The sequence below is a fragment of the Gordonia sp. Swx-4 genome, from assembly GCF_030316175.1.
Lineage (GTDB): Bacteria > Actinomycetota > Actinomycetes > Mycobacteriales > Mycobacteriaceae > Gordonia > Gordonia alkanivorans.
Window position 1 is genome coordinate 2,208,278 of sequence record NZ_CP128197.1, and the last position, 24,719, is coordinate 2,232,996.

23 protein-coding genes and 1 pseudogene are annotated in these 24,719 nt (G+C 67.1%); 9 read left to right on the forward strand and 15 right to left on the reverse strand.

Annotated elements, in window-relative coordinates; all coding sequences use genetic code 11:
- Positions 1 to 26: 26 nt before the first annotated feature.
- From PWF70_RS09960 to PWF70_RS10010, 11 genes are all read right to left on the reverse strand, one after another.
- Positions 27 to 974: a diiron oxygenase gene (locus PWF70_RS09960; RefSeq protein WP_035752250.1), complete on the reverse strand. Its 948-nt coding sequence runs from the start codon at positions 972 to 974 to the stop codon at positions 27 to 29.
- The gene (locus PWF70_RS09965; RefSeq protein WP_035752251.1) at positions 971 to 1,852 is read right to left on the reverse strand and encodes a prephenate dehydrogenase; all 882 of its coding nucleotides are present in this window, start codon (positions 1,850 to 1,852) and stop codon (positions 971 to 973) included. The genes PWF70_RS09960 and PWF70_RS09965 overlap by 4 nt, the downstream gene beginning before the upstream one ends.
- Positions 1,849 to 3,963: an aminodeoxychorismate synthase component I gene (gene pabB, locus PWF70_RS09970; protein WP_035752252.1), complete on the reverse strand. Its 2,115-nt coding sequence runs from the start codon at positions 3,961 to 3,963 to the stop codon at positions 1,849 to 1,851. The genes PWF70_RS09965 and pabB overlap by 4 nt, the downstream gene beginning before the upstream one ends.
- A gap of 10 nt (positions 3,964 to 3,973) precedes the next feature.
- Entirely contained in the window at positions 3,974 to 4,405 is a 432-nt protein-coding gene (locus tag PWF70_RS09975) for a chorismate mutase family protein (protein WP_006360857.1), read from the reverse strand.
- A gap of 355 nt (positions 4,406 to 4,760) precedes the next feature.
- The gene (locus PWF70_RS09980; RefSeq protein WP_035752254.1) at positions 4,761 to 5,861 is read right to left on the reverse strand and encodes an ATP-binding protein; all 1,101 of its coding nucleotides are present in this window, start codon (positions 5,859 to 5,861) and stop codon (positions 4,761 to 4,763) included.
- Between the two features lie 81 nt (positions 5,862 to 5,942).
- Positions 5,943 to 6,230 (reverse strand): cupin domain-containing protein, encoded by a 288-nt coding sequence (locus PWF70_RS09985; protein ID WP_006360859.1) that lies wholly within the window; start codon positions 6,228 to 6,230, stop codon positions 5,943 to 5,945.
- Positions 6,231 to 6,253: 23 nt separating this feature from the next.
- Positions 6,254 to 6,556 (reverse strand): hypothetical protein, encoded by a 303-nt coding sequence (locus tag PWF70_RS09990; protein WP_006360860.1) that lies wholly within the window; start codon positions 6,554 to 6,556, stop codon positions 6,254 to 6,256.
- Complete coding sequence (locus PWF70_RS09995; RefSeq protein ID WP_006360861.1) at positions 6,553 to 7,125, reverse strand: recombinase family protein; 573 nt, start codon at positions 7,123 to 7,125, stop codon at positions 6,553 to 6,555. The genes PWF70_RS09990 and PWF70_RS09995 overlap by 4 nt, the downstream gene beginning before the upstream one ends.
- Positions 7,126 to 7,666: 541 nt before the next feature.
- Positions 7,667 to 9,055 (reverse strand): IS1380-like element ISGosp1 family transposase, encoded by a 1,389-nt coding sequence (locus PWF70_RS10000; RefSeq protein WP_006360329.1) that lies wholly within the window; start codon positions 9,053 to 9,055, stop codon positions 7,667 to 7,669.
- 160 nt (positions 9,056 to 9,215) lie between these two features.
- A complete protein-coding gene (locus PWF70_RS10005; protein ID WP_035752256.1) occupies positions 9,216 to 10,415 on the reverse strand; it encodes an acyl-CoA dehydrogenase family protein in 1,200 nt (399 codons plus the stop codon).
- Entirely contained in the window at positions 10,412 to 11,794 is a 1,383-nt protein-coding gene (locus tag PWF70_RS10010; RefSeq protein ID WP_035752531.1) for an LLM class flavin-dependent oxidoreductase, read from the reverse strand. The genes PWF70_RS10005 and PWF70_RS10010 overlap by 4 nt, the downstream gene beginning before the upstream one ends.
- A 232-nt stretch (positions 11,795 to 12,026) precedes the next feature.
- On the opposite strand from PWF70_RS10010, the gene PWF70_RS10015 reads away from it, so the two are divergent.
- From PWF70_RS10015 to PWF70_RS24200, 7 genes and pseudogenes are all read left to right on the forward strand, one after another.
- On the forward strand, positions 12,027 to 13,694 hold the full coding sequence (locus PWF70_RS10015; RefSeq protein WP_042375717.1) for an ABC transporter substrate-binding protein: 1,668 nt from the start codon (positions 12,027 to 12,029) through the stop codon (positions 13,692 to 13,694).
- Complete coding sequence (locus PWF70_RS10020) at positions 13,691 to 14,713, forward strand: ABC transporter permease (protein ID WP_035752260.1); 1,023 nt, start codon at positions 13,691 to 13,693, stop codon at positions 14,711 to 14,713. The genes PWF70_RS10015 and PWF70_RS10020 overlap by 4 nt, the downstream gene beginning before the upstream one ends.
- Positions 14,710 to 15,636: an ABC transporter permease gene (locus PWF70_RS10025; protein ID WP_035752263.1), complete on the forward strand. Its 927-nt coding sequence runs from the start codon at positions 14,710 to 14,712 to the stop codon at positions 15,634 to 15,636. Before PWF70_RS10020 ends, PWF70_RS10025 begins: the two co-directional genes overlap by 4 nt.
- Positions 15,633 to 17,363, forward strand: a complete 1,731-nt coding sequence (locus PWF70_RS10030; RefSeq protein ID WP_280088799.1) for a dipeptide ABC transporter ATP-binding protein — start codon at positions 15,633 to 15,635, stop codon at positions 17,361 to 17,363. The genes PWF70_RS10025 and PWF70_RS10030 overlap by 4 nt, the downstream gene beginning before the upstream one ends.
- 137 nt (positions 17,364 to 17,500) lie before the next feature.
- Entirely contained in the window at positions 17,501 to 17,923 is a 423-nt protein-coding gene (locus PWF70_RS10035; protein WP_006360869.1) for a nitroreductase family deazaflavin-dependent oxidoreductase, read from the forward strand.
- 142 nt (positions 17,924 to 18,065) lie between these two features.
- Positions 18,066 to 18,119 (forward strand): annotated as a pseudogene (locus PWF70_RS24195) (phage tail protein); the annotation flags it as partial.
- Positions 18,120 to 18,225: 106 nt separating this feature from the next.
- The gene (locus PWF70_RS24200) at positions 18,226 to 18,327 is read left to right on the forward strand and encodes a DUF8821 family protein (protein WP_488160743.1); all 102 of its coding nucleotides are present in this window, start codon (positions 18,226 to 18,228) and stop codon (positions 18,325 to 18,327) included.
- Here PWF70_RS24200 and PWF70_RS10040 read toward each other — a convergent pair.
- From PWF70_RS10040 to PWF70_RS10055, 4 genes are all read right to left on the reverse strand, one after another.
- Complete coding sequence (locus PWF70_RS10040; RefSeq protein WP_035752268.1) at positions 18,311 to 19,378, reverse strand: cation diffusion facilitator family transporter; 1,068 nt, start codon at positions 19,376 to 19,378, stop codon at positions 18,311 to 18,313. The two genes, PWF70_RS24200 and PWF70_RS10040, sit on opposite strands and share 17 nt — an antisense overlap.
- A 3-nt stretch (positions 19,379 to 19,381) precedes the next feature.
- Positions 19,382 to 19,780: an ArsR/SmtB family transcription factor gene (locus tag PWF70_RS10045; RefSeq protein ID WP_042375720.1), complete on the reverse strand. Its 399-nt coding sequence runs from the start codon at positions 19,778 to 19,780 to the stop codon at positions 19,382 to 19,384.
- A gap of 41 nt (positions 19,781 to 19,821) precedes the next feature.
- Positions 19,822 to 20,874 (reverse strand): fused (3R)-hydroxyacyl-ACP dehydratase subunits HadA/HadB, encoded by a 1,053-nt coding sequence (locus PWF70_RS10050; RefSeq protein WP_006360872.1) that lies wholly within the window; start codon positions 20,872 to 20,874, stop codon positions 19,822 to 19,824.
- Positions 20,875 to 20,957: 83 nt separating this feature from the next.
- Positions 20,958 to 22,229 (reverse strand): oxygenase MpaB family protein, encoded by a 1,272-nt coding sequence (locus tag PWF70_RS10055; protein WP_006360873.1) that lies wholly within the window; start codon positions 22,227 to 22,229, stop codon positions 20,958 to 20,960.
- A 139-nt stretch (positions 22,230 to 22,368) separates the two neighbouring features.
- Here PWF70_RS10055 and PWF70_RS10060 point away from each other — a divergent pair, with 139 nt between their 5' ends.
- Both PWF70_RS10060 and PWF70_RS10065 read left to right on the forward strand, forming a co-directional pair.
- The gene (locus tag PWF70_RS10060; RefSeq protein ID WP_006360874.1) at positions 22,369 to 23,016 is read left to right on the forward strand and encodes an MBL fold metallo-hydrolase; all 648 of its coding nucleotides are present in this window, start codon (positions 22,369 to 22,371) and stop codon (positions 23,014 to 23,016) included.
- Positions 23,017 to 23,116: 100 nt separating this feature from the next.
- Positions 23,117 to 24,715, forward strand: coding sequence for an HNH endonuclease signature motif containing protein (locus PWF70_RS10065; protein WP_006360875.1), 1,599 nt, complete (start codon positions 23,117 to 23,119; stop codon positions 24,713 to 24,715).
- Positions 24,716 to 24,719 lie beyond the last annotated feature (4 nt).

Consider the following 24,719-nt stretch of genomic DNA (forward strand, 5'->3'; position numbering starts at 1 on the left):
GGCCATTGTCGTTTGTGCCTCCGGCCTCAGCGATGCTCGAGCTCACCGAACCGGGCGAGCAACCGGTTGATCGCGCTGCAGTCCTGGAGGAAGTGCCGGCGGTCGGGGTCCTCGGCGACGTCACGCAGCATCTGATCTGCATCCGGGACCTGCTCCGCGGCCAGAATCGCCGACCACACAGCCCCATCGGTGGCGGTGAACGCGTCGACGCCGTCCCGCAGCGCGCGCGCCAGGAAGCTCCGGTCGTCCGAATCCAGCTTGTCGTGCACCATCGCGATCATCTCGGTCGCAACCGAGGCGTGAGCGCGTTCGTCGCGGCGGTGTAGCGCGATGGTGGCCTGGTGCACGGGCTGGATCGTCCGGTCACCGGCGATCAGGCTCAGGTAGTCGGCGATGGAGGTCTCGGCGACCGTTGCGTATGCCAGAGTCGTCAGCGCCGCTGCTCGCGGGGACTCTGCCTGCGCGAACGACTCTCGGTGCCCGCGTGCGGTCGACGACTCCGGCAACGTCGAGTCCGGTAGTGCCCAGCCGCGACGACGACGAGTCAGCGCGGACGCGTTCAGGTGCATCAGGGTGTGGTACTCCTCGTCGACCATCGACTGCACCACCGCCGCCCGGTCCGCATCAGAGAAGCCGGTGCCGAACACGTCCCGGAACAGCAACCCGAAACCGGGTGTCACGACGTCCTGTTCGATGTCGACGACGTTCTTGTTGTAGGCGATCCACGCCCAGGCCCGGACCCGGGTCCGGACGTCCTCGTCGAGCCGCTCCCAGCTCGGATGCCCGGCGAACGGGAGCAGCACCTCGGGATAGTCCTCGCGGGTGTCGTCGTAGAGGTCGTCCATCGTCGGTATGTCGAGCTCGGGTTCGGTGCGCCGCACCGTCGCCCGCCGTGGCCAGCTCCGCACGAGGCCGTCGATGACCGCCGACTCCACCGGGTCGGACGCGTCGTGCTCGGGCAGGTGGCCGGTCACGTGGACAGCCTCTCGAACATCCGCGCACACAGTCGCGCGTAGTCGTCCGCGTGGCCGCCCAACGGACCACCGGCCTCGGTGAGCAGTGCCGTGAAGTCGTCGGTGTCGCCCGCGGACGCAGCGGACACCCGGCACACGGCCCGCGCCAACGCCTCTCGTGCGGCGGGTGCACACGGGTTTGACGCCTGCACGTCCCGATACACCTCTGGTGTCCCGCCGGTGATCCGTGCCTGTAGTGCCGACATCGTCGTGAACGGCGGAGTGGCCAGGGCGGCTGCCTCGTCGGCATCGATTCCCAGGTCGGCGAGCGCGCACCCGAACGCCAGGATCGTCGCGTGGGTGAGGGCCTGCACCGCCGCGCACACCCGGTCGTGCCGATCGGCGGTCGTGATCTCGACCCGCGCGCCCCACCGAGACAGGTCGTCGCGCAAGCGATCCGCACCCGGACCGTCACGATGGACGACGACCGCGACCGCCCGGCCCGAAAGACCGAGGGACGGAGCGAACATCGGGTTGATCCCGACGATCGGACCGCCCCTGTCGACGTCGTCCCCGTCGAGTTCGGCGACGGCCGAGGAGAACCGCGTCTTCACCGACAACGTCTCCACCAGCAGCGCCGCCGCGTTCAGCAGAGGGATCACCGACTTCACGGCCTCCAACGCCACACCCTCCGGGACCGCAAGCACCACGACATCGGCCTCCCGCAGTCGTGACTCCGCCCCCCGGTCGGGGTATCGGATGTCGTCACCGTGGCGGGCGTCGAGCACGTGCACGGTGTTCCCGTCACCGCGCCACCGATCGGCGAGCATCGTCCCGACGGCTCCGGCACCGCCGGCGACGACGATCGACCGGGCTTCGGGCGCGGGCGATCCGGTCACGGTCCACTCTCGTCGGCGACGGACAGACAGCGTCGCATCGACAGCGCCTTCACCATCGTCTCCTCGAACTCGTCCTCCGGATCCGACAGCGCGACGATCGCACCACCGACCCCGAACGTCACCTCGGACTCGGTGGCCACCATCGTGCGGATCACGATCGACAGGTCGGCGGTTCCGGTCAGTGAGAAGTAGCCGATCGCCCCCGAGTACACCCCCCGCGGACCGGCCTCGAGTTTGTCGATGATCTCCATCGTGCGGATCTTCGGCGCCCCGGTCATCGACCCGCCCGGGAACGCCGCCCGCACACAGTCCACCGCGGACACACCCGCGCGCAACGTTCCGCGCACCGTCGACACCAATTGGTGTACCGGCGAATAGGTTTCGACGGCGAACAACGACGGCACGTGCACCGAGCCGGGCTCGCAGACCCGCGACAGGTCGTTGCGGACCAGGTCGACGATCATCAGGTTCTCCGCCCGGTCCTTCTCGCTGTGTCGCAGGTCGTACTGAAACCCCTCGTCCTGCACGGGATCCGCGGACCGTGGCCGAGTGCCCTTGATCGGTTTCGACTCCACCGTGCGATCTGCCCCCACCTTCAGGAACCGTTCCGGGGATGCGCTGAGCACCGACAACCCCGAGAACTGGAGCAGCGCGCTGTAGGGCATCGGGCTGATCTCGCGGAGGCAGGAGTACCCGGACACCGGGTCGAGGCCGCGGTGCACGGTTGCCGAGTTCGTCAGGCACACCTCGTACGACTCCCCGGACCGGATCTCCGCCAAGCACTGCTCGATGAGCCTCAGGTAGGTCGGGTGGTCGTGCCGGAACACGATCGGCACCTCGTGCGACTCCTGGACCAGCGGGGGAGCGGCGACCATCGGTTCGGAGGCATGATCCTGCAGCTCCCGGATGGCCGACGCCGTGTCGCGCAACCACCGCGCGGTCGCAGGGTCCACGGTGCCGGGCTCCGCGTCATCGACCGGTTCGAGTGCGAGCAGGTATGCGCACCCGCGTTCGTGATCGATCACGACGGCCCGGTCCGCGAACACCAGTGCCGCATCGGCCTGTTCAGATGCGTGGGCCAACTGGCCGCCGGTGTCCGCTTTGAGTTCGTAGCCGAGATAACCGACGTAGCCGAGACAGAACCCGAACGGCAGATCCGGCCGGGGCGCGACCGACCGCTCCCGTAGCCGGGCGTCGAGATAGTCGAAGAAGGTGCTGCGGATCTCCTCCTCGCCGCCGTCCGAATGTTCCACTCGCACGGTCATTTCCGGAACCCGGTAGGTCACGTACTCGGCGCGTGGGCCCGAGCAGTCACCCATCACGGAAAACCGGCTCCCCGTTTCGTTGGCCGCCGACCCGTCGAGCCAAAAGCTGTTCGGTCCATCAGCGAACAGTCGCTCGTACACCGCAGCCGGGTCGACGACCCGGTCCACCCGCTCCGACCGCACCCGGTAGTCGTGTTCCGGCCTCATCGGTGCCGCCTCGGCCGGCCGCTCCGTGGAGGTGTTCCTCGGCGCCGCCGGTATCGGTCGCCGCATCCGCACCGGGGTGGCCGCGGCGAAGTTCGAGAGCAGCTCCCGCCCGTACTCGGTGCAGATCGACTCCGGATGGAACTGCACCCCCCACAGCGGGAGTTTCCGATGACGCACCGCCATCAGGACGCCGTCGTCCGACCACGCCTGGGCCTCCAACCCGTCCGGGACCTCCAGGACCGCCAGCGAGTGGTACCTGACTGCCCGGAACGGGGACGGAAGACCATCGAACAGGCCCTGCCCGTCGTGGTGCACCGCGCTGATCCGTCCGTGCCGAGGCTCCGGGGCCGAGACAACCGGACTGCCGAACAGGTGACACAGTCCCTGGTGGCCCAGGCAGACTCCGAGGACGGGAAGTCCGCTGTCGGTCAGGGCCCGCCCGCTGATCCCGAAGTCGCGGGCGCAGTCCGGACGCCCCGGGCCGGGGGAGACCACCACGTTGTCGAATGCCGTCAGGTTCACCGACGACCACGGCGCATCGTTGGCGACGACCACCGGCTCCGAGCCGTTCACCTCCGTCAACAGGGCATGGAGGTTGTAGGTGAACGAGTCGTAGTTGTCGATCAGAAGTGTCCGCACCGCGTCCGCCTCAGTCCACGCTGGCGTCGGCGGCGCCGTCCACGGCTGTCCGCTGGACGAGGACGCGATCAGGGCCCGCATGCGCGACCGGAGCCCCGTTCGTCCGCAGTTCATCGGTCGCCACGATGAGGTCCTCCACCCGGCAGGTCTCCGAGATGAGCAGGTCGTAGAGGTCGTGCAGGAACTGTGGGGAGAGTCCGTGGTCGAGGGCGTAACGGTGGGCGTGATCGTGCACCGCTCCGACGCGGCGCGGCTGCATCACGGGAATGGCGTGGCGCTCCTTGAGGTACGCGATGCGAGTGCAGACCTCCAGCCGGGCGCGGACATCGTCGAGCAGCCGGTTGTCGATTGTGTCCAGTTCCGCTCGGAGGTCGGCGAGCTCGCGCTCGCCGAGGTCGCCCTCGGTCACCGTCTGTCCGTTGTTGCCCGTCGATTCGCTCACCGCTCGACCACCTTGCACTGTCCGAAGGGAAGTGCGGCCCGCCGACTTGAACCGCTGAAACGCGACGCGGGCCCGAACTGACACTGCGCCCGGTCCGCGCTCGCGAACCGCAACCCCGACTCGGTCCATGGTCGCACCGACCATGCGCACCACGAGGGCGTAAGCGTCACCAGGAGATCACGATTCACCAACGACACTGCCGTCACCGTCATCCGTTCGGATGGTTGGATGTCCGTTATTTCGCACTCGGTCCTCGACGATCCCGTCCACCCTCCACCGACGGCAACGTTGTGTCACGGCCCGGGATCCGGCTCCGATCGCGCGCCGCTCGCGGTGTGACAGAGGGAGAAGACGCTCAGGCGAGCAGCGGCACCACGACGTCGGCTCCGCCCTCTTCGGTGATCCGGCCTCCCATCCGGGTGAAGGTGGGCGTGGTGATGAACCCGCCCGCGAAGAGCGCTTCGCCCTGACGGAACTCGGGCGACTCCGCCAGCATGTGTTCACCGACGAACCCGAAGGTGTCGGCAAGTTCGGCCAGATCGCGCGGCGCGTTCATCCGCATCAGGCACAGGTTGTCGCACTGGGACAGCACGTTGGGGTGAATCTTCGTCGGCCGTTGCGTCGACAGGAGGAGCCAGAGTCCGAACTTGCGTCCCTCGGCGGCGATCTGCACGACGCGGTCGATGAGGGCCTGCTCGACCGCGCTGGTGGCGACGGGAGGACAGATGTTGTGGGCCTCGTCGATCACGATGAGCACGGGTCGCCGCTCTTCGCGACGCGCCCACAGGTGTTCGAGCGCGGAGAGGGCGGCCACCTTGGGTTCTGCCGGGTGGGCGAAACCGCCCAGGTCGAGCACGGTCGCCTGGGGGCGTTCGTCGATGATGTCGGTGGCCGCGACCTCGCCTCGAGCCCACAGGTCCCAGTCGAGGACCTGGAGATTCTCGATCCGCTTGGCCAGTCGCTGGTGACCGGGATCGTCGGACGCCCGCAGCGCCGAGATGTAGGTGCTCTGGTCGGGTGTGTCGCCGGCGCCGCCGCTGAGGGTGGCGTCGGCGTGCAGCAGGACGTTGTACTCGTCGGCATCGGCGATCGGATCCAGCTGCAGGACGGCGGCCTTCGCGGTCAACGGCAGATCGGTGAACCGCGCCCGCAACTGCGGGAGATCGCGTCGTGTCGAATGCAGCACCTGGATGTCCGATGCGGCGATGGCCGCGGCGAGTTCGGCATCGGTGGTGTCACGCGTCTCCGGAAGCCGGGTGAAGTCGGCGTTCGGATCGAGGATGAGCAGTGGCAGGCGCGTGTTCAGCAGCAACTGCTCCAGCACCACCCCGAGTGCGTAGGTCTTTCCCGAACCGCTCTGGCCGCACCAGAAGGTGTGCCGGTTGAACTTGTGTGCGGAGAGGACGACGTCGGACGTCGCGTCGTCGCGATGGCTTCCCACTGTCAGCTGAACCACGCCTGAAGAATACGGCGTCGAGGGACACGGCACCGACTCGCAGCGCCGCGCGATGTGTGCCGGACCTTCGCCGGGAGATCGTCAGAGCCGCTCGACCTCGACGAAGACAATCGTGTTCGTCGAACCCCGGTTCTCCACGCGGTGTTCGACACCGGCGATCCGGGTGTAGCTCTCGCCGATCCGGAGTTCTGCGGCGATCTCCGAACCGTCCGGTGCGACGGCATACATCGTGTCGTCGACGAGCGGTACGACGACGTAGTCGTGCTCATGCCGGTGCATGGGGATGGCTCCACCCGGCTCGATGGTCCACCGGGTGACTCGGAACCGTCCGTCGTCCTGCTGCACCTCGGCGTGTGAACCCGTGCCCATTGCGTCCTCCGTGTCGTCGATGCTCACCTGCCGGCGTGCCGCAGGTGCCCGTACAGGGCCGCGCGGTAGCCGCGGGTGTAGCTGGGTTCCTCGTCGTCCGGGTCGGGCGGGCAGTCGAGGGTCGACGACGCGAGCTGACGTGCCCACGGTGCCGGGAGAGCGCACAGCGCGGCCTCCGCATCCTCGAATCCTTTCTGGAACAGATCGGGATCGAGGTGCTCGTCGAGGTCGGCATCGTAGATCGGGAAGGAGGTGGGTAGCCGGGTGACGACTCCGTATTCGGTGACGATGTCGAGTTCGGGAAATTCGTTTTCGTGGTTCGTCAACGGACCGTGCGCCTTTCGGCGAGCGTGCGGTAGAGCGTCGCACGGCTGACCCCCAGTGCCTGGGCGATCCGCGGCACGGATTCGCCTGCGGCACGCATCTGTTCGGCGCGGAGCACCTGCTCGTCGTCGAGGACGCGGGGCCGTCCGACCGTCGACTCCGACCGCCGGCGCGTCGTCAGTGGTCGCGCCGAGGTGAGCGCGGGGGAGGGGTCGTCGAGTTCGGCCAGTGAAGCCAGGACGCCGACGACCATCGCGCCGGTCGGATCGTCGGTGTCGATGCCCTCGCGCAACGAGCGGAGACCGATGCGTCGTTTCGCGAGTTCACGTGTGATGGCCATGACCTCGCGGATGTTACGGCCCAGTCGGTCGATGCCCACGACCACCGTCGTGTCACCGGCTCTCGCATAGTCGAGTAAGGCGTTCATCCCCGCCCGACGGTCCGCGGGCTGCGCCCGATCGGCGGCGTCGGTGTAGATCCGACCCGGATCCACCCCCGCCTCGGTCAGTGCATCGATCTGTGGTCCGAGAGCGTGCGCTCCCGGGGTCTCGCGCGCGTATCCGAGGGACATCCCCGGTGCGCCACCTCTCGCTTGGTCCGTCACAAGAGGGACTCTATCTCAAAAGTCTCGATACTGATTCTGAGACGCGCCGGGAATTCGAGACGTCGGTTGCAAAAGTCTCGCGATGGGAGCCATTTCGAGATCGTCTGTCGCAAAATAGGGGTCTCATAAGTTTCGAGACGTGACCTTGGGGGCTGGACTGCATCCGGTCGCCGACGCGGATCCGGCTGAGCGTCATCGGCCGAAGTCGTCGAACCCTGATCGACATCGCGCGCGACCTCATCTCGGCATGACAGCACGAAGGGCCTGGTGACGGAATGTCACCAGGCCCTTCGAGGTTCGTCGCTATGGCTCCTCACACCTCAGGGAGCGAGGGGGGCGTCGCTATGGCTCCTCACACCTCAGCCTGGATCCGTGGAGGGGTGTGGGTGAGTGGTGGTGGGGTGTGTGTGAGTGGTTGATCGTGTTGTGGGCGTCGGGTATTCGCTGATCTTGCGTCAGCTTTTTCACTGGGTTTCCTGGTCGTGGGTGGGCGTGTTGGGGTGTTGGGTCAGGTGGTGTTCACCGCGGCCCACAGGGTGGTGAATGCGTGTTGGGATGGCCAGTGTCGGGGCAGGTGCAGGATGGGTGTTCGTGCTGGTCGGGCCAGTCGGGCGGGCACGGCGATGAGCGTGCGGCGCAGCGTCGCTCCGCGCGCGGCTCGTAGTCTGGGGGCCGCGCTGAGCGCGGCGAGGGTGCGCATGAGGTTGTGGCTGATGGCGGTCAGGGCCAGCCAGGCGGCGTTGGCGCCGAAAACGCCGGAGGGAAGATGCGCCAGCGGTCCGTCGATGAGGTCGGCGAACACGGTCTCGATGACGGCGTGGCCGCGGTGGTTGATGTCGGCGGTAACGGTGTCGTCGGTGGTGTTGGTGAAAAACGAGTGATACCGCCAGGCCGGCATCAGGGTGTCGGTGTCGGCGGGGTGATGGGCTTTGACTCGCCGCACGATGAGTCGGGCGGTGATCGGGTGCGGTGAGAGTGGTTTGACCGTGTAGGTGGTTTCGGCGACTTCGGCATCAGAGATCAACTCGCCGGTGTCGGGGTCGGTGACCGCCCCGGGATAGGACACCGGTGTCCAGGCGTCGTCGCCGATGGCGGTGATTGCGCGGGTGATCGCGGTGTTGGTCCGCAGGACCAGCGAGAACGTGGCGCCCAGGCGTTGGCAGGTAGCCATCACCTCGGCCGACCCGTAGGCGGCATCCGCGCGCACGGTGATCTCACCGGCGGCTCCGGCGCGGCGGGCGGTGGCGATGGTTTCGGCGAGCATCGTTGCTGCTCCGGCGCCGGAGGCGGCGCGCCCGGCGCGCAGCCAGGCGTTGGCGATCACCGGTGGGTGCTCGGGTGCACTGAGGGTGGCGATCAGCGGTGAGAGGCCCCGACGCAGCAGTTCACGTCCGGCGATCTTGGCGTGTCCGTAGGAGGCGCCGGTCTTCTGGTAGCCATAGACCGGGCGCAGCAGGGAATCGATATCGAGGAACACGCGGGCACCGTCGGTGGGTAACAATCCTGCCCGGGCACACATCGCCGGCAGCGAGCGCGTCATCACGGCGTTGAGTTGTCGGGTGTGCCCGGGGGTGAACTCCCGCAGGGTTTGTCCGATCGTGGCCGGGGCGTATACGCGGTCGAACAGGCGGGTGTGCCCACCGGCCCGGACGATGTCGAGGTCGTCGATACTGTCAGCGCCGCAACATAACCCGGCGATCACGGTCAGCAGTTTCGCTTCCAGGTTGGCTCCGGCGGAAGCGACCCGGGTGGTGCCCAGATCGACCCGTTCGGCCAGCAATGCGGCCACCCCGGTCGAGTGAGCCAATTCCATCACCGGCACCAACCCGGCATGCGACACCAGATTGTCATCGTCAAAGAGTGCCGACGTGGCCGAGAAGCTGTGTGATACTTTCACTGAAAGTGCCTTCTGAGCTGGGATGTTTAGTGTCTCAACACCACCAATCATCCCAGCTCAGAGGGCATTTTTATATCACCGACACCCCACACCCCTCCACGGATCCAGGCTCAGGGAGCGAGGGATTGTTGCTGCCGTTCCCTCTCTTGCAGGCAAGATGTCAGAAGTACCCGTTCGCCGGGAGGGGAGTGCCGTTGACCAGCAGGTCACCGAGCGCGATCGCCTTGTATGACGTCGGGTTGTGCAGCGTGACCGTGCGGATGTTGCGCCAGTGCCGATCCAGGTTCTTGGCCCGGCTGGCCGACGACGCGCCGCCGACGTCGAACAGATCGGCGGCAGCACGCAACCCGACGCGGTCGACGTGGACCTTCACTCGCGCGGCCGCCGTGGATGCCCGGACGAACAGGTCCGGCTCGATCACGCCGCTGCGTGCCGGCGCGAACGCCTCCTCGATCGTCCGTGCGGCATCGAGGACCGCGGCCCGCGCGACGTGGGCGGCCGCGTCGATCTCACCGACGGTGCCGAGCAGCACGGGGTCGTGGCGCGGCGACTCGGCGGGCGCATGGTCGAAGGTCCGCGTCCGTGACCGCAGGAGCGCGGTCGCATCGTCGCTGACCGACAACAGGATTCCGGTGATCAGCGCCTGTAGGTAAAGCTGCAGGAACGGTCCGTCGTTGGCGATCGCGGCGGTCGACGCCGGGTCGGTGAAGGCCAGGATGTCGTCGGCGGTCACCCGGACGCTGTCCAAGGTGGTGGTGCCGGTACCGGTACGGTTCTGTCCGATCCCGTCCCAGTCGTCGACGATGGTGACGCCGTCGCGGTCGACGGGCAGGACGATCCGAGCGACCTGACCGTCGAACTCGCCGCCGCGAACCGTCGCGGTGACCGACACGTAGTCCGAGAATGCGGTGCCGGTGCTGTAGAACTTGGCCCCGGTCAGCAACCACCCGCCGTCGACGGCACGCAGTTCGGTCTGGAACGAGAGCGAACCCGCGCTGCCGGTGCGTTCACTGGTCGCGTTGCCGAACACCCTGCCCGCCGCGATCTCTGCGACCCAGCGGTCGCGGACGGGGCCGTCGGGGAACCGGCGGATCTGCTCGACGAACCAGAAGTGCGCCCGCAGGATGTGGGCGACGATCGGATCGGCACGGGCGAGATCGATGAGGAAATCGAACAGCTCGGGGGCGCCGGCACCGGGGCCTGACGACTCGTCGAGAGTCACAGCGGTCAAACCGGATTCACTCAGCAATCGCACCTGGGCGTGCGGGTCGATGCCGGTCAGTTCGCGCACGGCGGCATCGGCTGCGATCTCGGACAGGATCGTCGAACGATCGGAGACGACGCGGGTCAGGACACTCATGCCGGCACCTCGACCTTCTCGGCGAACGCGCCGCGGTACGCCGCGGCGGGATGCGTGTCCGGAAGGGTGTCCCGGCCGGTCAGCTTGCGCCGGCTCGTGCCCGGCGCGTATTCGTGCTGGGCAAGTCCGCGCTCTCGCAGCACCGGCAGGACATGCTCGGCGAACTCGATGTAGCTGTTCGGGATCGTCGCGTTGATGACGTTGATGCCCCCGACGCCGGCGTCGCGCCATTCCGCCAGTCGATCGGCGATCTGCTCCGGCGTGCCGACGACGCGTCCGCTGCGGCTACGCAGTTCGGCCAGGTCGCGGACGGTCGGCTCACGATCGGGTACGGCCTCGCGCAGCCACAGCAGGGTGCTCTGCGTGCCCTCGGTCTTGATCTCGCCGATCGGGGTGTCGAGGTCGTAGAACCCGAGATCGAACCCGAGACCACCCGCCGAGTGGGCGATGATCGTGCTCGGGTCGATGTACTCGTCGAGCTCGGCCGCCTTTCGCCGTGCCTCCTCCTCGGTGCTCCCGATGACGAACGAAAGACCCTGGAAGAACTGGATGTCCTGAGGATCGCGGCCGGCTCTGGCGGCCAGACGACGGGTGTCGTCGACGAGTCCCTTGGCTGCTTGCGGTGTGGGCGACACGATGAACTGCGCCTCGGCATTTCGTGCGGCGAACCGACGGCCCGTGGGTGACGAGCCGGCCTGGAACAGCACCGGTGTGCGCTGCGGCGACGGGGCGACCAGGTGCGGTCCCTCGACGCGGTAGCGGTCGCCGACGTGGTGGATCTTGTGGACCTTGTCGAAGTCGGCGTGGATGCCGCGGATCCTGTCCTGGACCAGGGCGCCGTCATCCCAGCTGCCCTCCCAGAGCTTGTAGGCGACGTCGACGTACTCCTCGGCCCACGCATACCGGTCGTCGTGCGCGGTGATGCCGTCGTATCCGAAGTTGCGCCAGGCATTCTGGGACAGGCTGGTCACGATGTTCCACGCGATACGTCCGTTGGAGGCGTGATCGAGCGTGGAGATCTTGCGGGCGAAGTCGAAGGGATGTTCCTGCAGGATCGAACTGGTGATGGCGATGCCCAGGTTCTCGGTGTGCGACGCGAGCGCAGAGGCGAGAACCAGTGGATCGTTGCTCGGGATCTGCAGTCCGGTGTCGACGAACTTCTTCCAGTCGCCCTGGTAGTCGTCGTAGAGTCCGACGACGTCGGCGAAGAAGATGAAGTCGAATCTGGCTTCCTCCAACGTCTTTGCGAGGTCGATCCAGTGCTGGAGGGAGTTGAAGTCCGTTTGTCGCGCATCGGGAGCACGCCACGCCCCGTGCAGGATGTGGGACGTCGTGTTCATCACAAATGCGGCGAAACGCAAGGGTTTTGGCTCTGACACCCGGATGACGGTACTCACGCCCCCCGCTTCGTGCGTCCTTGTGCTCAGGGTGAATCCAAAGCCTGACGTCGACGTCGCCGATCACTACCGTACGAGCTGACCGCGGGTCGCCTCTGCAGCTTCTACGTGCCGCGACACCGGCGCCGACCCGCCGGCCCCCGTGGTCCGAACTTGTTCTTCTGTTTTCCATCACTGTCGAAATCACGACTCTCGATCTCGAGGAGTACCTGGCGTGTTCAGATCTGTCCGTTCCAGACGGACTCGAACCCTACTGGCAGTCGGCCTGTCGGCCGCTGCGCTGCTGTCGGCGTGCGGCGAACGCCCGGCCACCGGAGACGGTACGTCGACGGGCGTGCCCGCAGCGGCCGGTGAATACCTCGACGGCGGCGTCATCGAGTACGGACACGAACAGGAACCGCCGTGCATCCACGGCGGCTGGGTCCAGAACGCCTACCTCGCAAGGCAATACCTCGACAACCTCGTCTCACTCGACGACAACGGGTCACCGGTGCCGTGGCTGGCGACGAGCTGGGAGATCTCGCCCGACCGCAAGACCTACACGTTCCGCCTCAAGCCCGACGTGAGGTTCAGCGACGGGACCGATCTCGACGCGGCCGCGGTGAAGACCAATTTCGACAAGTACCTCGATCCGGACGCTCCCAACGGAACGGTGATGGCCTATATCGGCCAGTACTACGCCGGTGGCGAGGTTCGCGATCGCAACACCTACGTACTGCACCTCAAGCAGCCGTACAGTCCGCTCCTCACGGTCCTGACCCAGGGCTACTTCGGGATTCAGTCGCCGACCGCGCTCGCGCGCGGGAAGAAGGAGAACTGCTCGAAGCCCGTCGGGTCCGGGCCGTTCATCATCGAACGCTGGGATCGCAACCGCAGCATCACCTTCGTGCGGAACGCGAACTACAACTCGGCGCCGGCCAACGCGAAACACCAGGGACCGGCCTATGTCGACAAGGTGATCTGGAAGTTCCTCAAGGACCCGGTGTTACGGTACGGCTCGCTGACCAGCGGATCATCCGACGTCATCTACAACGTCCCGGCCATCAACTGGGCCGACGCGACAACTCGGTTCCAGACCAGGCAGTACGTGACACCGGGACGCCCCAACGCGATCACGCTCAACGTCGATCACGCACCGTTCGACGACGTCCGGGTGCGTCAGGCGTTCGCCTACTCTGCCGACCGCGAGAAGGCAGTGGAGACAGCATTTCTCGGCGTCGTCCCGTTCAACTCGAACGGAGCGCTGAGTCAGAGCACCCCCGACTACGACCCGGCCGCCGGCGCCTACGTCCGTGATCCGGAGAAGGCGAATGCACTGCTCGACCAGGCAGGTTGGACCGCGCGCGACTCCGACGGCATCCGAACCAAGGACGGCCGCCGTCTGACCGCACGCGTGGTGTACGCGGCCGACGCCATCGTCGGACCCGAGGGCGCGGCGATCCTGCAGAACATCGCCCACCAGGCGCGCGACGTCGGCTTCGACATCGAACTCGTCCCGGCGACGCAGAGCGAATATTTCGGCGGCAACTACGCCAAGGCGCCCACCTACGACGCCTACGTCGGCTACTGGACGAGTCCGACCCCGGGGCTGCTCTACATCAACTGGCGCCAGCGACTCGAGGATTCACCGAATCCCCACAACACGGCCTACTACAACGATCCGACCCTGCAGGGCTTCATCGAGAAGGCCAACAGTGCGGCAGACCCGGCCGAGCAGCGCGAGTTCTACCGCAGGGCCCAGAAGCTGATCGGCGACGAGGCACTGTCCATCGGCCTGTACACACAGACGACCTCGATCGCGGTCAACCCGAAACTGCACGACGTGTGGGTCGAGAAATCCCAAGGTGAACCGGTGTTCGCGGATGCGAGGTTTGTGCGATGACCATACAGGTCGACAAGACGACGATCATCGACCCGGAGTCGGCCGGCGAGCCGACCCGACGTCGACGCCGCGGGGGTTCTGCGGTGTGGCTGCGGTGGTTCGGCAAACTCGGCTCGGCCGTGTTCGTGCTGTGGGCGGCTGCGACGATCACGTTCCTCCTCCAGGTGCTCGCGCCCGGTGACCGCGCCACGCTGCTGCTGAACCTGTCGTCGGGGGAGAGCCGCGAACGCACCCCCGACGAACTGGGCCCGGTCAACGACCAGTTCGGGTTCACCGACTCGATCTGGCAGCAGTACCTGCACTACCTACAGGGTCTGCTGCGCGGCGACCTCGGGACGTCGTACCAGCTGAGTGAACCCGTCACCGAGGTGATCGCCGCCCAGCTCGGTCCCACGCTGGTGCTGACCATCAGTGCGCTGATCGTGGCCTGGCTGCTTGTCCTGGTGACCACGACGCTGACCGCCGGCCGCCGCGGTCCGGGCGGAGCGCTCGGCGCCCTGCTCGAGACCGTGAGCGCCGGGCTCCCGCAATACTGGCTGGGTTCGATCCTGCTGGTGGTCTTCGCGATCAACCTCGCCTGGTTCCCGGTCGAGAGCGGTGACTCGTTGCGCGGTCTGGTCCTCCCGGTTCTCACGCTGGCGATACCGCTGGCCGGATTCCTCGGCAGCATCGCCCGCGACGAGTTCGCCCGGGCGCTCGACCAGCCCTTCGTTCTCACCGCTCGGAGCCGTGGTCTCGGCGATCTGTCGGTTCGCGCCCGACATGTGCTGCGCCACTCGGTGATTCCCGCCGTCACGGTCTCCGGTTGGGCCATGGGGGCGCTGCTCTCGGGTGCGGTCATCGCCGAGACCGTGTTCGCGCGGGCCGGCATCGGGCAGACCCTTGTCGCGGCGGCCGGCTCGCGTGACGTCCCACTGGTCAGCGGCATTGTCGTGCTCGTCGCCGCGATCTACACCGTCGCCAATCTGCTGGTCGACTTCCTCTACACCGTCATCGACCCCCGGATCGAGGTCCCGTGACCATCCAGAAACCGTCCACCGGGACGGCACCCGACACGACGTCACCGGACACGACGTCATCGATCAAGACCTCCCGCAGCACGGTCACCGCGCTGCCGGAGAGCTCGCGCCGACCGTGGGCGCTGCCACCCACCCTCATCGCCGCGCTCGGAGTCCTCGTCCTGCTCGTCTTGGCAGCCGTCGTGCCGGGGCTGATCGCGCCGTACGACCCGCTCGCCATCGACCTCGACGCGACGCTGTCGCCGCCGACGTGGGCGCATCCGTTCGGCACCGACCTGTCGGGCCGAGATCTTCTGAGCCGGATCATCTTCGGCACCAAGCAGTCCCTCGCGATCGGCCTCGGCGCGGTGGCGGTGGCACTCGTCCTCGCCGTGGTGCTGGGAATCACCGCCGGTCTGTCTGGACGGATCGCGCAGGCCCTCGCCAATCGGTGGATCGATGTGCTGTTCGCCTTCCCGACGATCCTGCTCGGACTCCTGCTGACCTCGGTGTTCGGCCCAGGGCCGTACACGCTGATCTTCGCGATCGGGATCGGCATCGCCCCGGGATATGCGCGGATCATCCGCGGCCAGGTCCTGACGGTCCGCAATGCCGCCTACATCGAGGCGGCGACGGCGCTCGGGCACTCGCGGACGCGAATCCTCCTGCAGCACATCGCTCCCAACGCGCTGCGGCCGATGATCGTCACCGCGACACTGGGTATCGGTCAGGCGATCATCTGGGCGTCGGGGCTGGCCTACCTCGGTCTCGGCGTTGCGCCCCCGTCGCCCGAGTGGGGCGCCCTGCTCGACGCCGGACGCACCTACATCACCGTGGCCTGGTGGCTCGAGATCTTCCCCGGTCTCGTCATCGTGATCACCGCCCTGGCATTCACCACCGTGGGACGCCACCTCGGCGCCCGTCTGGAAGGAACCACCCGATGACCGTAGTCGCGACTCCCCTCGAGGACCGGACCGACGACGTCGCCGACCCCACCGGCACCGACGACTCGACGGCCCCACTCGCCGAGATCCGGGACCTGCACGTGTCCTTCGGCGGCCGCGAGGTGGTCAGGGGCGTCTCGTTCTCGGTGAGCGCCGGCGAATGCCTTGCGGTCGTCGGAGAATCCGGGTCGGGCAAGTCGGTCACCGCACGCACGCTCATCGGGCTCACCGGTGAGGGCGCCCGGATCAGCGCCGAGACAATCGCTTTCGACGGTCGGTCGCTGCTCGGGTACAAGGACCGGGACTGGCGCCGTCTGCGCGGCCGGGACATCGGATTCGTCCTCCAGGACGCCCTGGTGTCGCTGGATCAGCTGCGCACCGTCGGCAGCGAGATCGGGGAGGCCCTGACCGCCCATTCAGACTCCCGTGGCGGCGGTCTCTTCCGGAATCGATCACCGCGCCGACGCGCCGAACGCGACGAGAAGATCGAAGAACTGTTGACCCTGGTCGGGGTTCCCGAGCCCGGAGTCCGTGCAGCGCAGCGCCCGCACGAGCTCTCCGGTGGTCTCCGTCAGCGCGCGCTGATCGCGTCGGCTCTCGCGCAGGACCCGAAGCTGCTCATCGCGGACGAACCGACCACCGCCCTCGACGCCACCGTCCAGGCCCAGATCCTCGACGTCCTCGGCGAGGCCAAGGATCGTGGCAACGGCGTCATCCTCATCTCCCACGACCTCGCGGTCGTCGCACGTCTCGCCGACCGCGTCGCGGTGATGCGGCACGGTGAGATCGTCGAGTACGGCTCCACCGACGACGTGCTGCGCAATCCCACCCACGACTACACGAAGAGCTTGCTCGCGTCGGTGCCGTCGCGCACCTCCAAGGGCACGCTCCTGACGAGCGGTGAGACGCTCCCGGAGACCCTCGTGCCATCGCATACCGAGGCGCCGCCCGCGCTGCGTGTCCGGGATCTCCGAAAGTCGTTCGACAGCAAGGACAAGACGGCACGACCGGCGGTGCGCGACGTGAGTTTCGACGTCCTGCCCGGTAAGACACTGGGCATCGTCGGCGAATCCGGATCGGGCAAGACGACCACCGCCCGCATGGTCCTCGGGCTCACGACCCCGGACACCGGGACCGTCGAGCTGAACGGGCGACCGTGGAGCGCATTGTCCGATGTCCGACGACGCGCGAACCGTCACCAGATTTCCGTCATCTACCAGGACCCGCTCAGCTCGTTCGATCCCCGCTGGAACGTCGAACGCATCCTGCGCGACAGCCTGCGTTCGCGGAATCTGCGCGGCACAGCACTCGACGACCGCATCTCCGAGTTGCTCGACAGCGTCGGACTGTCGGACGCGTTTCGCCGGCGTCACCCGCTGCACCTGTCCGGCGGGCAGCGACAACGAGTCGCCATCGCCCGTGCGCTGGCTCCGGAACCGTCGGTGATCGTGTGCGACGAACCGGTGTCGGCTCTCGACGTCTCGATCCAGGCCCGCATCCTCGACCTCCTCGCGATGTTGCAGGTGGAAACCGGTGTCTCGCTGGTCTTCATCTCGCACGATCTCGGGGTCATCCACCACGTCGCCGACGACATCCTGGTGATGCGCGGGGGAGAGGTCGTCGAATACGGCGAGGCCGATCGCGTCTTCGGCAGCCCGGAGCATCCCTACACGCGGGAACTGCTCGCCGCGGTTCCGACGGTCGGTGACGGGCAGCCCGTCGCGTGAGACCACGCCCCGCTCAGAACAGCGTCGGCGGGAGAGCACCTTCGAATTCAGGGAGCAACCGGCCATCCGACATTCATGACGGTGTCCGGAGCTGTGCTCGCGGGAATAAGCGCGGACTCTGCGGCGTTTCCGAGCCCATGAGTGCCAACGCTGAATTGAGTCCTGAAGGCTGGGTCCGCGAGCAGACCGAGAAGATCCTGGAGCAGGGCACCACCGACGGGGTCCAGGTCATGGACCGCCCGATCGTCCTGTTCACCACCACCGGTGCGAAGTCCGGCAAGAAGCGGTACGTCCCGTTGATGCGGGTGGAGGAGAACGGCAAGTACGCGATGGTCGCCTCCAAGGGCGGCGCCCCCGAACATCCCGCCTGGTACTTCAACGTCAAGGCCAACCCGCACGTCACCGTGCAGGACGGCACCGAGATCAAGGAACTCACCGCGCGCGAGATCAGTGGCGACGAGCGCGCTCACTGGTGGGAGCTCGCGGTGGCGGCGTTCCCTCCCTACGCCGAGTACCAGACCAAGACCGACCGAGAGATCCCGGTCTTCATCCTGGAGTGATCCTTCTGCAGCCCGCGGGCACCAGAGCCCCCGACGACGTCGGGGGCTCTGGTGTTTTGGCCACCGAGTGTGCGTCAGCGAAGCGGGAGTGGGCATGAGACACGTCGTCGATTTCACGAACGTCTCCACGCAGGGCGACATGATGATCGCCTCACGTCCGCTCGAGGTCAGCGACTTCGAGGTCGACGGCCTCCACGTGTCGTACGTGTTCTACGACTCGGGACTCGCGATCAACGTCGTGTACAGCATCGACCCGGCTATCAAAACGCGCCGTCGGCTTCACACTGTCCGACGGCACGGACGTGCCCGGAGAACTCGAATCGAGGCTCGAGTTCGCGCGGCAGAATTCGACACTCGCCGGCACCGTCCGCGGCTCGTACTTCGTCGTCAAGGGCGAGTACTGACCGAGTGTTCGTCGTGGGAGCGATCCTCGTGTGCCGGACAGGCGTGGATCAGCGCACTGGTGAGCTTCGGAACGGCATGGGTCAGCTCGTGTTCGGCGTCCTGCGCGATGGTGTGCACCTCGATGAGCCGCAGGTTCGGGTCGACGTCGAGTTCGGCGTCGACATGGAGACGGTGGCCGATCCAACGCATGCGGACGCTCCGGACGGCGAGCACTCCCGGACGTTCGGCGAGGGTTCTCTCCGCGGTCTCGACCAGGGCCGGGTCCACGCCGTCGAGGAGGCGGCGGAAGACGTCGCGCGCTGCCGTGCGGAGCACCGCGAGGATGGCGACGGTGATCAGCAGGCCGATGATCGGGTCAGCGAGTGGAATCCCGAGTGCCACGCCGGCTGCGCTGAGCAGCACCGCCAGCGACGTGAAACCGTCTGTGCGCGCATGGAGTCCGTCGGCGACGAGTGCGGCCGAGCCGATGCGTCGGCCGACCCGGATGCGGTAGAGCGCCACCCACTCGTTGCCGATGAAGCCGACGAGTCCGGCCAGTGCCACCCATCCGACGTGGTCGATGGGGCGGGGATCGACGAGTCGGCCCACGGCCTCGTATCCGGCGATCACGGCCGACAGCGCGATCATCGCGACGACGAACAGACCGGCCAGGTCCTCGACCCGTCCGAACCCGTAGGTGTAGCGGCGAGTGGCACGCCGGGTGCCCATCGCGAACGCGATCCAGAGCGGTAGCGCGGTGAGCGCATCCGAGAAGTTGTGAATCGTGTCCGCGGCCAGCGCTATCGAGCCCGATGCGGCGACGATCCCGGCCTGCGCCACCGCGGTGACGCCCAGGACCACCAGGCTGATCTTCACGGCCCGGATACCCGCTCGCGACGATTCGAGCGCCGAGTCGAGGCTGTCGGCGGCGTCGTGGGAATGAGGCGCGAAGATCTCGCGTACGACTCCGGCGAGTCCGCGGCGGTGCGAGTGGCCGTGGTCGTGCGAATGGCCGTGGGCATGGTCATGCGGGTGATCGTGTGAATCCTGTTCACGGCGAAGGTGCGTCATCGCTCAGGCCTCCCGCTCGGTGTCGTGATCGACGGCGCGCAGAGCGGCGTCACCACGATGGTGCGGCGGCACACCCGGCCCGGCGTGCTCGGCGTTGAAGACCGCATCGGTGACGAGCCGTCGGACGTGCTCGTTCTCTAGGGAGTAGTGGATGGTGGTCCCGGCGCGTCGGGTCCGGACGAGCCGCGCCATCCGGAGCTTGGCGAGGTGCTGTGACACCGAAGGCCCGGGCTTGCCGACCACTTCTGCGAGTTCGCTGACCGACATCTCGGTGTCGGCCAGCGCCCATAGCAATTGGATACGGGTCGGATCGGCAAGCATCCGGAAGACCTCGACCACCAATCGCACCTGGTCCTCCGCGATGGGAGGGTGGGCGTTCGGTGAATGCTTATCTGCATTCATATGCAGATAGTAGCGGGTTCCGATGAGGGGCGGAACCGGCGTCAGGAGAAGCGGATGTTCATGGTCGCGAGGCCGAACACCTTTCGGCCGCCCGACTTCGCGACGATGATGACGACGCCGGTCCGGGTCTCCGGGTCCAGCGACTTGATGCGTCCGCTGAACTCGATCTCGCCACCGTCGACGGCCGACACGGGAACGGTCTGCGACAGGCGGACCGAGTAGCGAGTGACAGCGCCGGGGTCGCCGGACCACGACGCGACGAATGCTGCACCGAGACCCATGGTGAACATTCCGTGGGCGATGACGTCGGGCAGGCCGGCGAGCCTGGCCACGGCTTCGTCCCAGTGGATCGGGTTGGCGTCGCCGGCGACACCGCCGTAGTTGACGAGGTCGCCGCGGGAGATGCGGGCGGTGTGGATCGGCAGTTCGTCGCCGACCGACAGATCGTCGAAGGAGCGGGCGCCGGACGGGCGCGTCGCGCCGTCGGCGACGCGGATCTCGCCTTCGGGCCGGACGGTCTTCTCGTACAGGTGGTGGGTGTCCTCGTGGCTGAAGATGTTGACGTCGTGCATCATCACCTTGCGTACCGCGGCGCTGAGGCCCGGATCGACCTCTTCGGCGGTCACGCCCACGACGGTGGTGTGCATCGTGTGCACCTTCTCGCCCGCGGCGTCGGTCATGGTGTTGGTCACCGTGATCAGTTCGCGGCCCGCGACCTTGCGCACGCCCGACAGTTCGACGTCGGTGACGAGCTCGTCGCCGGCGACGATCGGCCGGTGCTGTTCGAAGGCCTGCTCGGTCTGCACGTAGGTGTCGTAGCCGACGATCACGGACTCGAACAGCTCGCGGTTCGCCGCCATCGCCGGGATGGAGGTGAACGTCAGCGGCGCGACGAGTCCCGAATACCCGAGTGCGGCAGCAGCTTCGGGCTCCCAGTGGGCGGGGTGGTAGTCCTGCACCGCGCGGGCGTACTCGCGGACCTTCTCGCGTCCCACCTCATAGGAGCCGTCGAGGACGTAGTAGTGGCCGACGCGCGTCTCGAGGTCTGGCGCCTCGCCGGCTGCCGTCGGTTCCGTGATCGGGGGTTGGGTCATTTTGACAACGCTAATCGCGCGGGTTCCGTCGGCAAAACCGTGGTCGGTGTCCTGTCACGTACTCGACCGTGTCGGATGGAAGGTCACCGTCGCAATCCCTTGCCGTGCGCGAACTCCGCGGGGCGTCCCGAGGACTGCCAGGCGTGCCAGTTCTCCCGGTGCCGGCACATCACCTTCTCGTGCAGCCGACGGAACGTCGGGGAGATCCGGCGCAGCGTCTCGACGAGCGTCACGGCCGGCAACCGCAGGAGGATCAGTGCGAGTCCCGGGATCGGGTTGGGCATGTCGTAGCGGAAGCGCGTCGTCGGCATCATGTAGATCGTCGAGTAGGCGGCGTACATCATGGCGTTGTACTTGCCGCGGATGCGCTCGAGGCCCGTCGCGCTCTCGTTGGCGAACGCGGCCGGGAACGATTCGATGAGTTCGGCGCCGTCGGCGCCGGCGTCGTAGCTGCGGGTGGTGTTGACGAGGGCCAGCAATCGCAGTGAGTCGGCGATGGTCTCGGGGAACCACTGGGTCCGCACGCCGAGGAGGTGCCCGAGGTAGCGCTGGTAGTGCAGCAGCACCCGGATCTCTCGGGGTGTGGTCTGGACCCCGGTCAGCCACAGCGCCGACGCCGGCACGACGCTGCCGCCGAGCAGGGTCAGCAGCTGATACGACTGGCTGATCGGCTCGCCCCACCGTTCGACGTCCCACTCGGGGTGCTTCGCGACGGTGCGTCGGACCCACACATGCATCACGCGGACCCGCATCGCCGTCGCCCGGCCGGCTGATCCCGGGGTGAGCAGCGCGCCGGGCTGGGACACGTCGATCCAGAAACGGGAGGTCTCCAGGAATCGGCGCAGCGCGTTGTCGCCGGCATATCCGCCTGCCAGTGACAACGGCTTGGCGACCGCGGCCTCGGTGTACATCTCGAGAGTGATCCCACCGGCGACACTGAACAGGCCGGTACCCCAGCGGCGCCAGATCGCCTCACCCTCGGCGATGAGATGCGGATCGACCCAGTCGGGAACGGTCTCGAACTCCTCGAACAGTTCGACGAGTGCGGGCGGCGGGTTCTCGACGCTGTCGAGTCCGTCGGTCAGGGCCTTGTCCAGCAGTGTGCGCGCGGCTTCGGGGCCGAGCGTGCCGTAGACCTCGTCGACGAACCGCTCGGCCACGGGATCGGTGCGGAACATGTCCTCGGCGAAGGTGTGCAGGTGTTCGGGCTCGGGGTAGAGGTCCTTGCCGGTGACCTTGCGGACGAGGGCGCGCGTACGCCGGAGCTTTCGGTTCGACATCGCGGCGTCGTAGCTGACGGCCCTCGGGAAGCCGGGGGCGTCGTCGATCGGTCGACTCGGCAGCACTGCGGACACGGGAACCCCCAACTGTTTGAGACGAATCGAATCATGTGTATCACTCGAGGGTTGACCAGCGCACGTTCGCCCTTGACCTGAAGTTCACTTGAAGTTGCACGGTGGGGGCGGAGCCGTCACCACTCAACGAGGAGATCCGATGCGACAGGTGCTACCCGACCTCTGGGAGACAACGACCGACAACCCGTTCCCCGGTCTCACCACCCATGCGTATCTGTGGACGTCCGACCGCAACGCGCTGTTCTACTCGATGGCATCGGATGCCGAGTTCGACGATCTGGAGAAGCTGGGCGGTGTCGACGACCAGTACCTGTCCCATCAGGACGAGGCCGGCCCGATTCTCGGTCGTGTCGAAGACCGGTTCGGGGCGACGCTGCACGCGCCCGCTCCCGAGGCCGAGCGGATCGGCCGCTTTGCGCGCGTGGACATCGCGGTCGCGGAACGGTACGTCGACGACAACGGGGTCGAGGTGATCCCGACTCCGGGGCACACGCCCGGCAGCACGTGCTACCTGGTGCCTGGTGATGACGGTCTTCGGTACCTTTTCACCGGGGACACCCTGTATCTGAGCGCATCCGGGGAATGGGCCGCCGGATACCTACCGTTCAGCAATGCGAATACCCTCGCGGAGAGCCTGCATCTGCTGGCGACCCTCGCTCCCGACGTGGTCATCTCGAGCGCATTCGCCGGGGAGTCGGCGGTGAATCAGGTTGCCGCGCAGGACTGGTCGGGCTACATCGAGCAGGCGCTCGAAAGATTGGCAATCGCGTCCGGAACAACACGTTGATGTGCGGGTGATCTGCTGGTGAAGCCTGTGGAGCTTTCCTGCGTGACGACGGATTCGTGTGTAACATCGAACATGCATTCGAACCGCGGAATCTTGGGGGGTGACCGTCGTGGCCGTTGCTGCAACTGTCGACGCCGCCGACCCGGCACCCTCTGACGCGGTCGCGATCATCGAGCAGATGCACGCCCTCACCGACCGGTTGCAGAATGTTGACCTCTCTCGATTGTCCGATGTCGAGGTCGACCAGGTGGCCGCCGAGAACGAGCGTCTGATCGCCCGCCTGACCTACGCCGGCAACCAGCAGATCGTCGAGGTCGAGAACCGCAGCCTGGCCCGAAAGACCGGTCACCGCAGCATCATCCAGTACATGCAACACCGCCTGCGGATCGCCTTCCCCGGCCGACGCCACGCCGAGGTGAAAGCCACCGCCACCTACACCGACCTCACCACCGGACAACCACTCGAACCCGAACTGCCGACGCTCGCCCGAGAATTGGCCGACGGCCGGGTGGGGTCTGCCCACGTTCATGCGGTGATGGACGTCGTGGACCAGATCCCACATGCCGTCCCACACGATGTGCGCGCCGCCGCCGAGCAAACCCTGGCCGAATACGCCGCCACGCTCACGCCCGCCGAGATCGGTCAGGTCGGTGCCCGACTGCTGGCACACCTCGACCCCGACGGAACCCTCACCGACCACGACGACCGCGTACGCCGCCGCAACCTGCAGGTGAACCGGCAACGCGCCGACGGGACCTCCAAACTCATCGCCAACCTCACCCCTCTGGCGCGGGCGCGGATCATGACTTTCCTGGCCGTCTGGGCCCGACCGGGCATGAACAACCCCACCGATCCCGAATCGCCGTGCGGTTCGATCGAGGACGCCGACCCCGAGGTGGTCGCGGCAGCAGCCGACCGCGACCACCGCACCCCCGCACAGCGCAATCACGACGCCCTCAACGCACTGCTGGAAGCGGTGTTCGACGACGGAATGCTCGGCAAGACCCACCGAGGCCTGCCGGTCCAGCTGATCGCCAAAGCCGAGCTCGACGACCTCATCCGCGAAACCGGGTCCGCCACCAGCGCCGACGGCACCCTGATCCCCATCGCAGACCTCATCGCCATCGGCGCCGACGTGCAGCCCTGGTTGGCGGTGTTCAGAGACGCCACCGCGGTCCCGCTGTACTTCGGACGCGGCAAACGACTCGCCACCATGGAACAGCGGCTCGTCTCGTTTGCCAGACCTGACGGCGAGATGTGCTCCAACCCGGACTGCGACATGCCCACCACACACGTGGAAATGCATCACGCCCACACCGATTGGGGTGATGGCGGATTCACCGACATCGACAATCTCACTCCGGCCTGCACCCGCCACCACCACATGGTCGGTGACCAACCCGGTCAATACTCGACCCGGATGATCGCCGACGGCGCCGACGAAGGCAGATGTGTCTGGCAGTTGAACGCCGAACCAGGGGCGCCACCCAACCCCGAACGCATCAACCGGCGACCCGACATAGCCGGACGGTTCCGCGAAGTCCTCACCGACATTCGTGACGCCATCCACGGACAACTCGAACCGTTGTCCGTCGATGCACCACGCCCACAACTACGGCAGGTCATCGATCTGCAGGAGGCGTCACCCGCCGAACTCGCCATTGCCTCGGTGTTGCTGAATGCTGCCTACCTGAACTGAGACG

Bases quoted from the DNA above. Each gene is read 5' to 3' on its own strand.
- PWF70_RS09985 (WP_006360859.1), bottom strand. From the start codon at position 6,230: ATGGGCACGGGTTCACACGCCGAGGTGCAGCAGGACGACGGACGGTTC.
- PWF70_RS09995 (WP_006360861.1), bottom strand. From the start codon at position 7,125: ATGTCCCTCGGATACGCGCGCGAGACCCCGGGAGCGCACGCTCTCGGA.
- PWF70_RS10005 (WP_035752256.1), bottom strand. From the start codon at position 10,415: ATGAGTGTCCTGACCCGCGTCGTCTCCGATCGTTCGACGATCCTGTCC.
- PWF70_RS10020 (WP_035752260.1), top strand. From the start codon at position 13,691: ATGACCATACAGGTCGACAAGACGACGATCATCGACCCGGAGTCGGCC.
- PWF70_RS10030 (WP_280088799.1), top strand. From the start codon at position 15,633: ATGACCGTAGTCGCGACTCCCCTCGAGGACCGGACCGACGACGTCGCC.
- PWF70_RS10035 (WP_006360869.1), top strand. From the start codon at position 17,501: ATGAGTGCCAACGCTGAATTGAGTCCTGAAGGCTGGGTCCGCGAGCAG.
- PWF70_RS10040 (WP_035752268.1), bottom strand. From the start codon at position 19,378: ATGACGCACCTTCGCCGTGAACAGGATTCACACGATCACCCGCATGAC.
- PWF70_RS10045 (WP_042375720.1), bottom strand. From the start codon at position 19,780: ATGAATGCAGATAAGCATTCACCGAACGCCCACCCTCCCATCGCGGAG.
- PWF70_RS10050 (WP_006360872.1), bottom strand. From the start codon at position 20,874: ATGACCCAACCCCCGATCACGGAACCGACGGCAGCCGGCGAGGCGCCA.
- PWF70_RS10060 (WP_006360874.1), top strand. From the start codon at position 22,369: ATGCGACAGGTGCTACCCGACCTCTGGGAGACAACGACCGACAACCCG.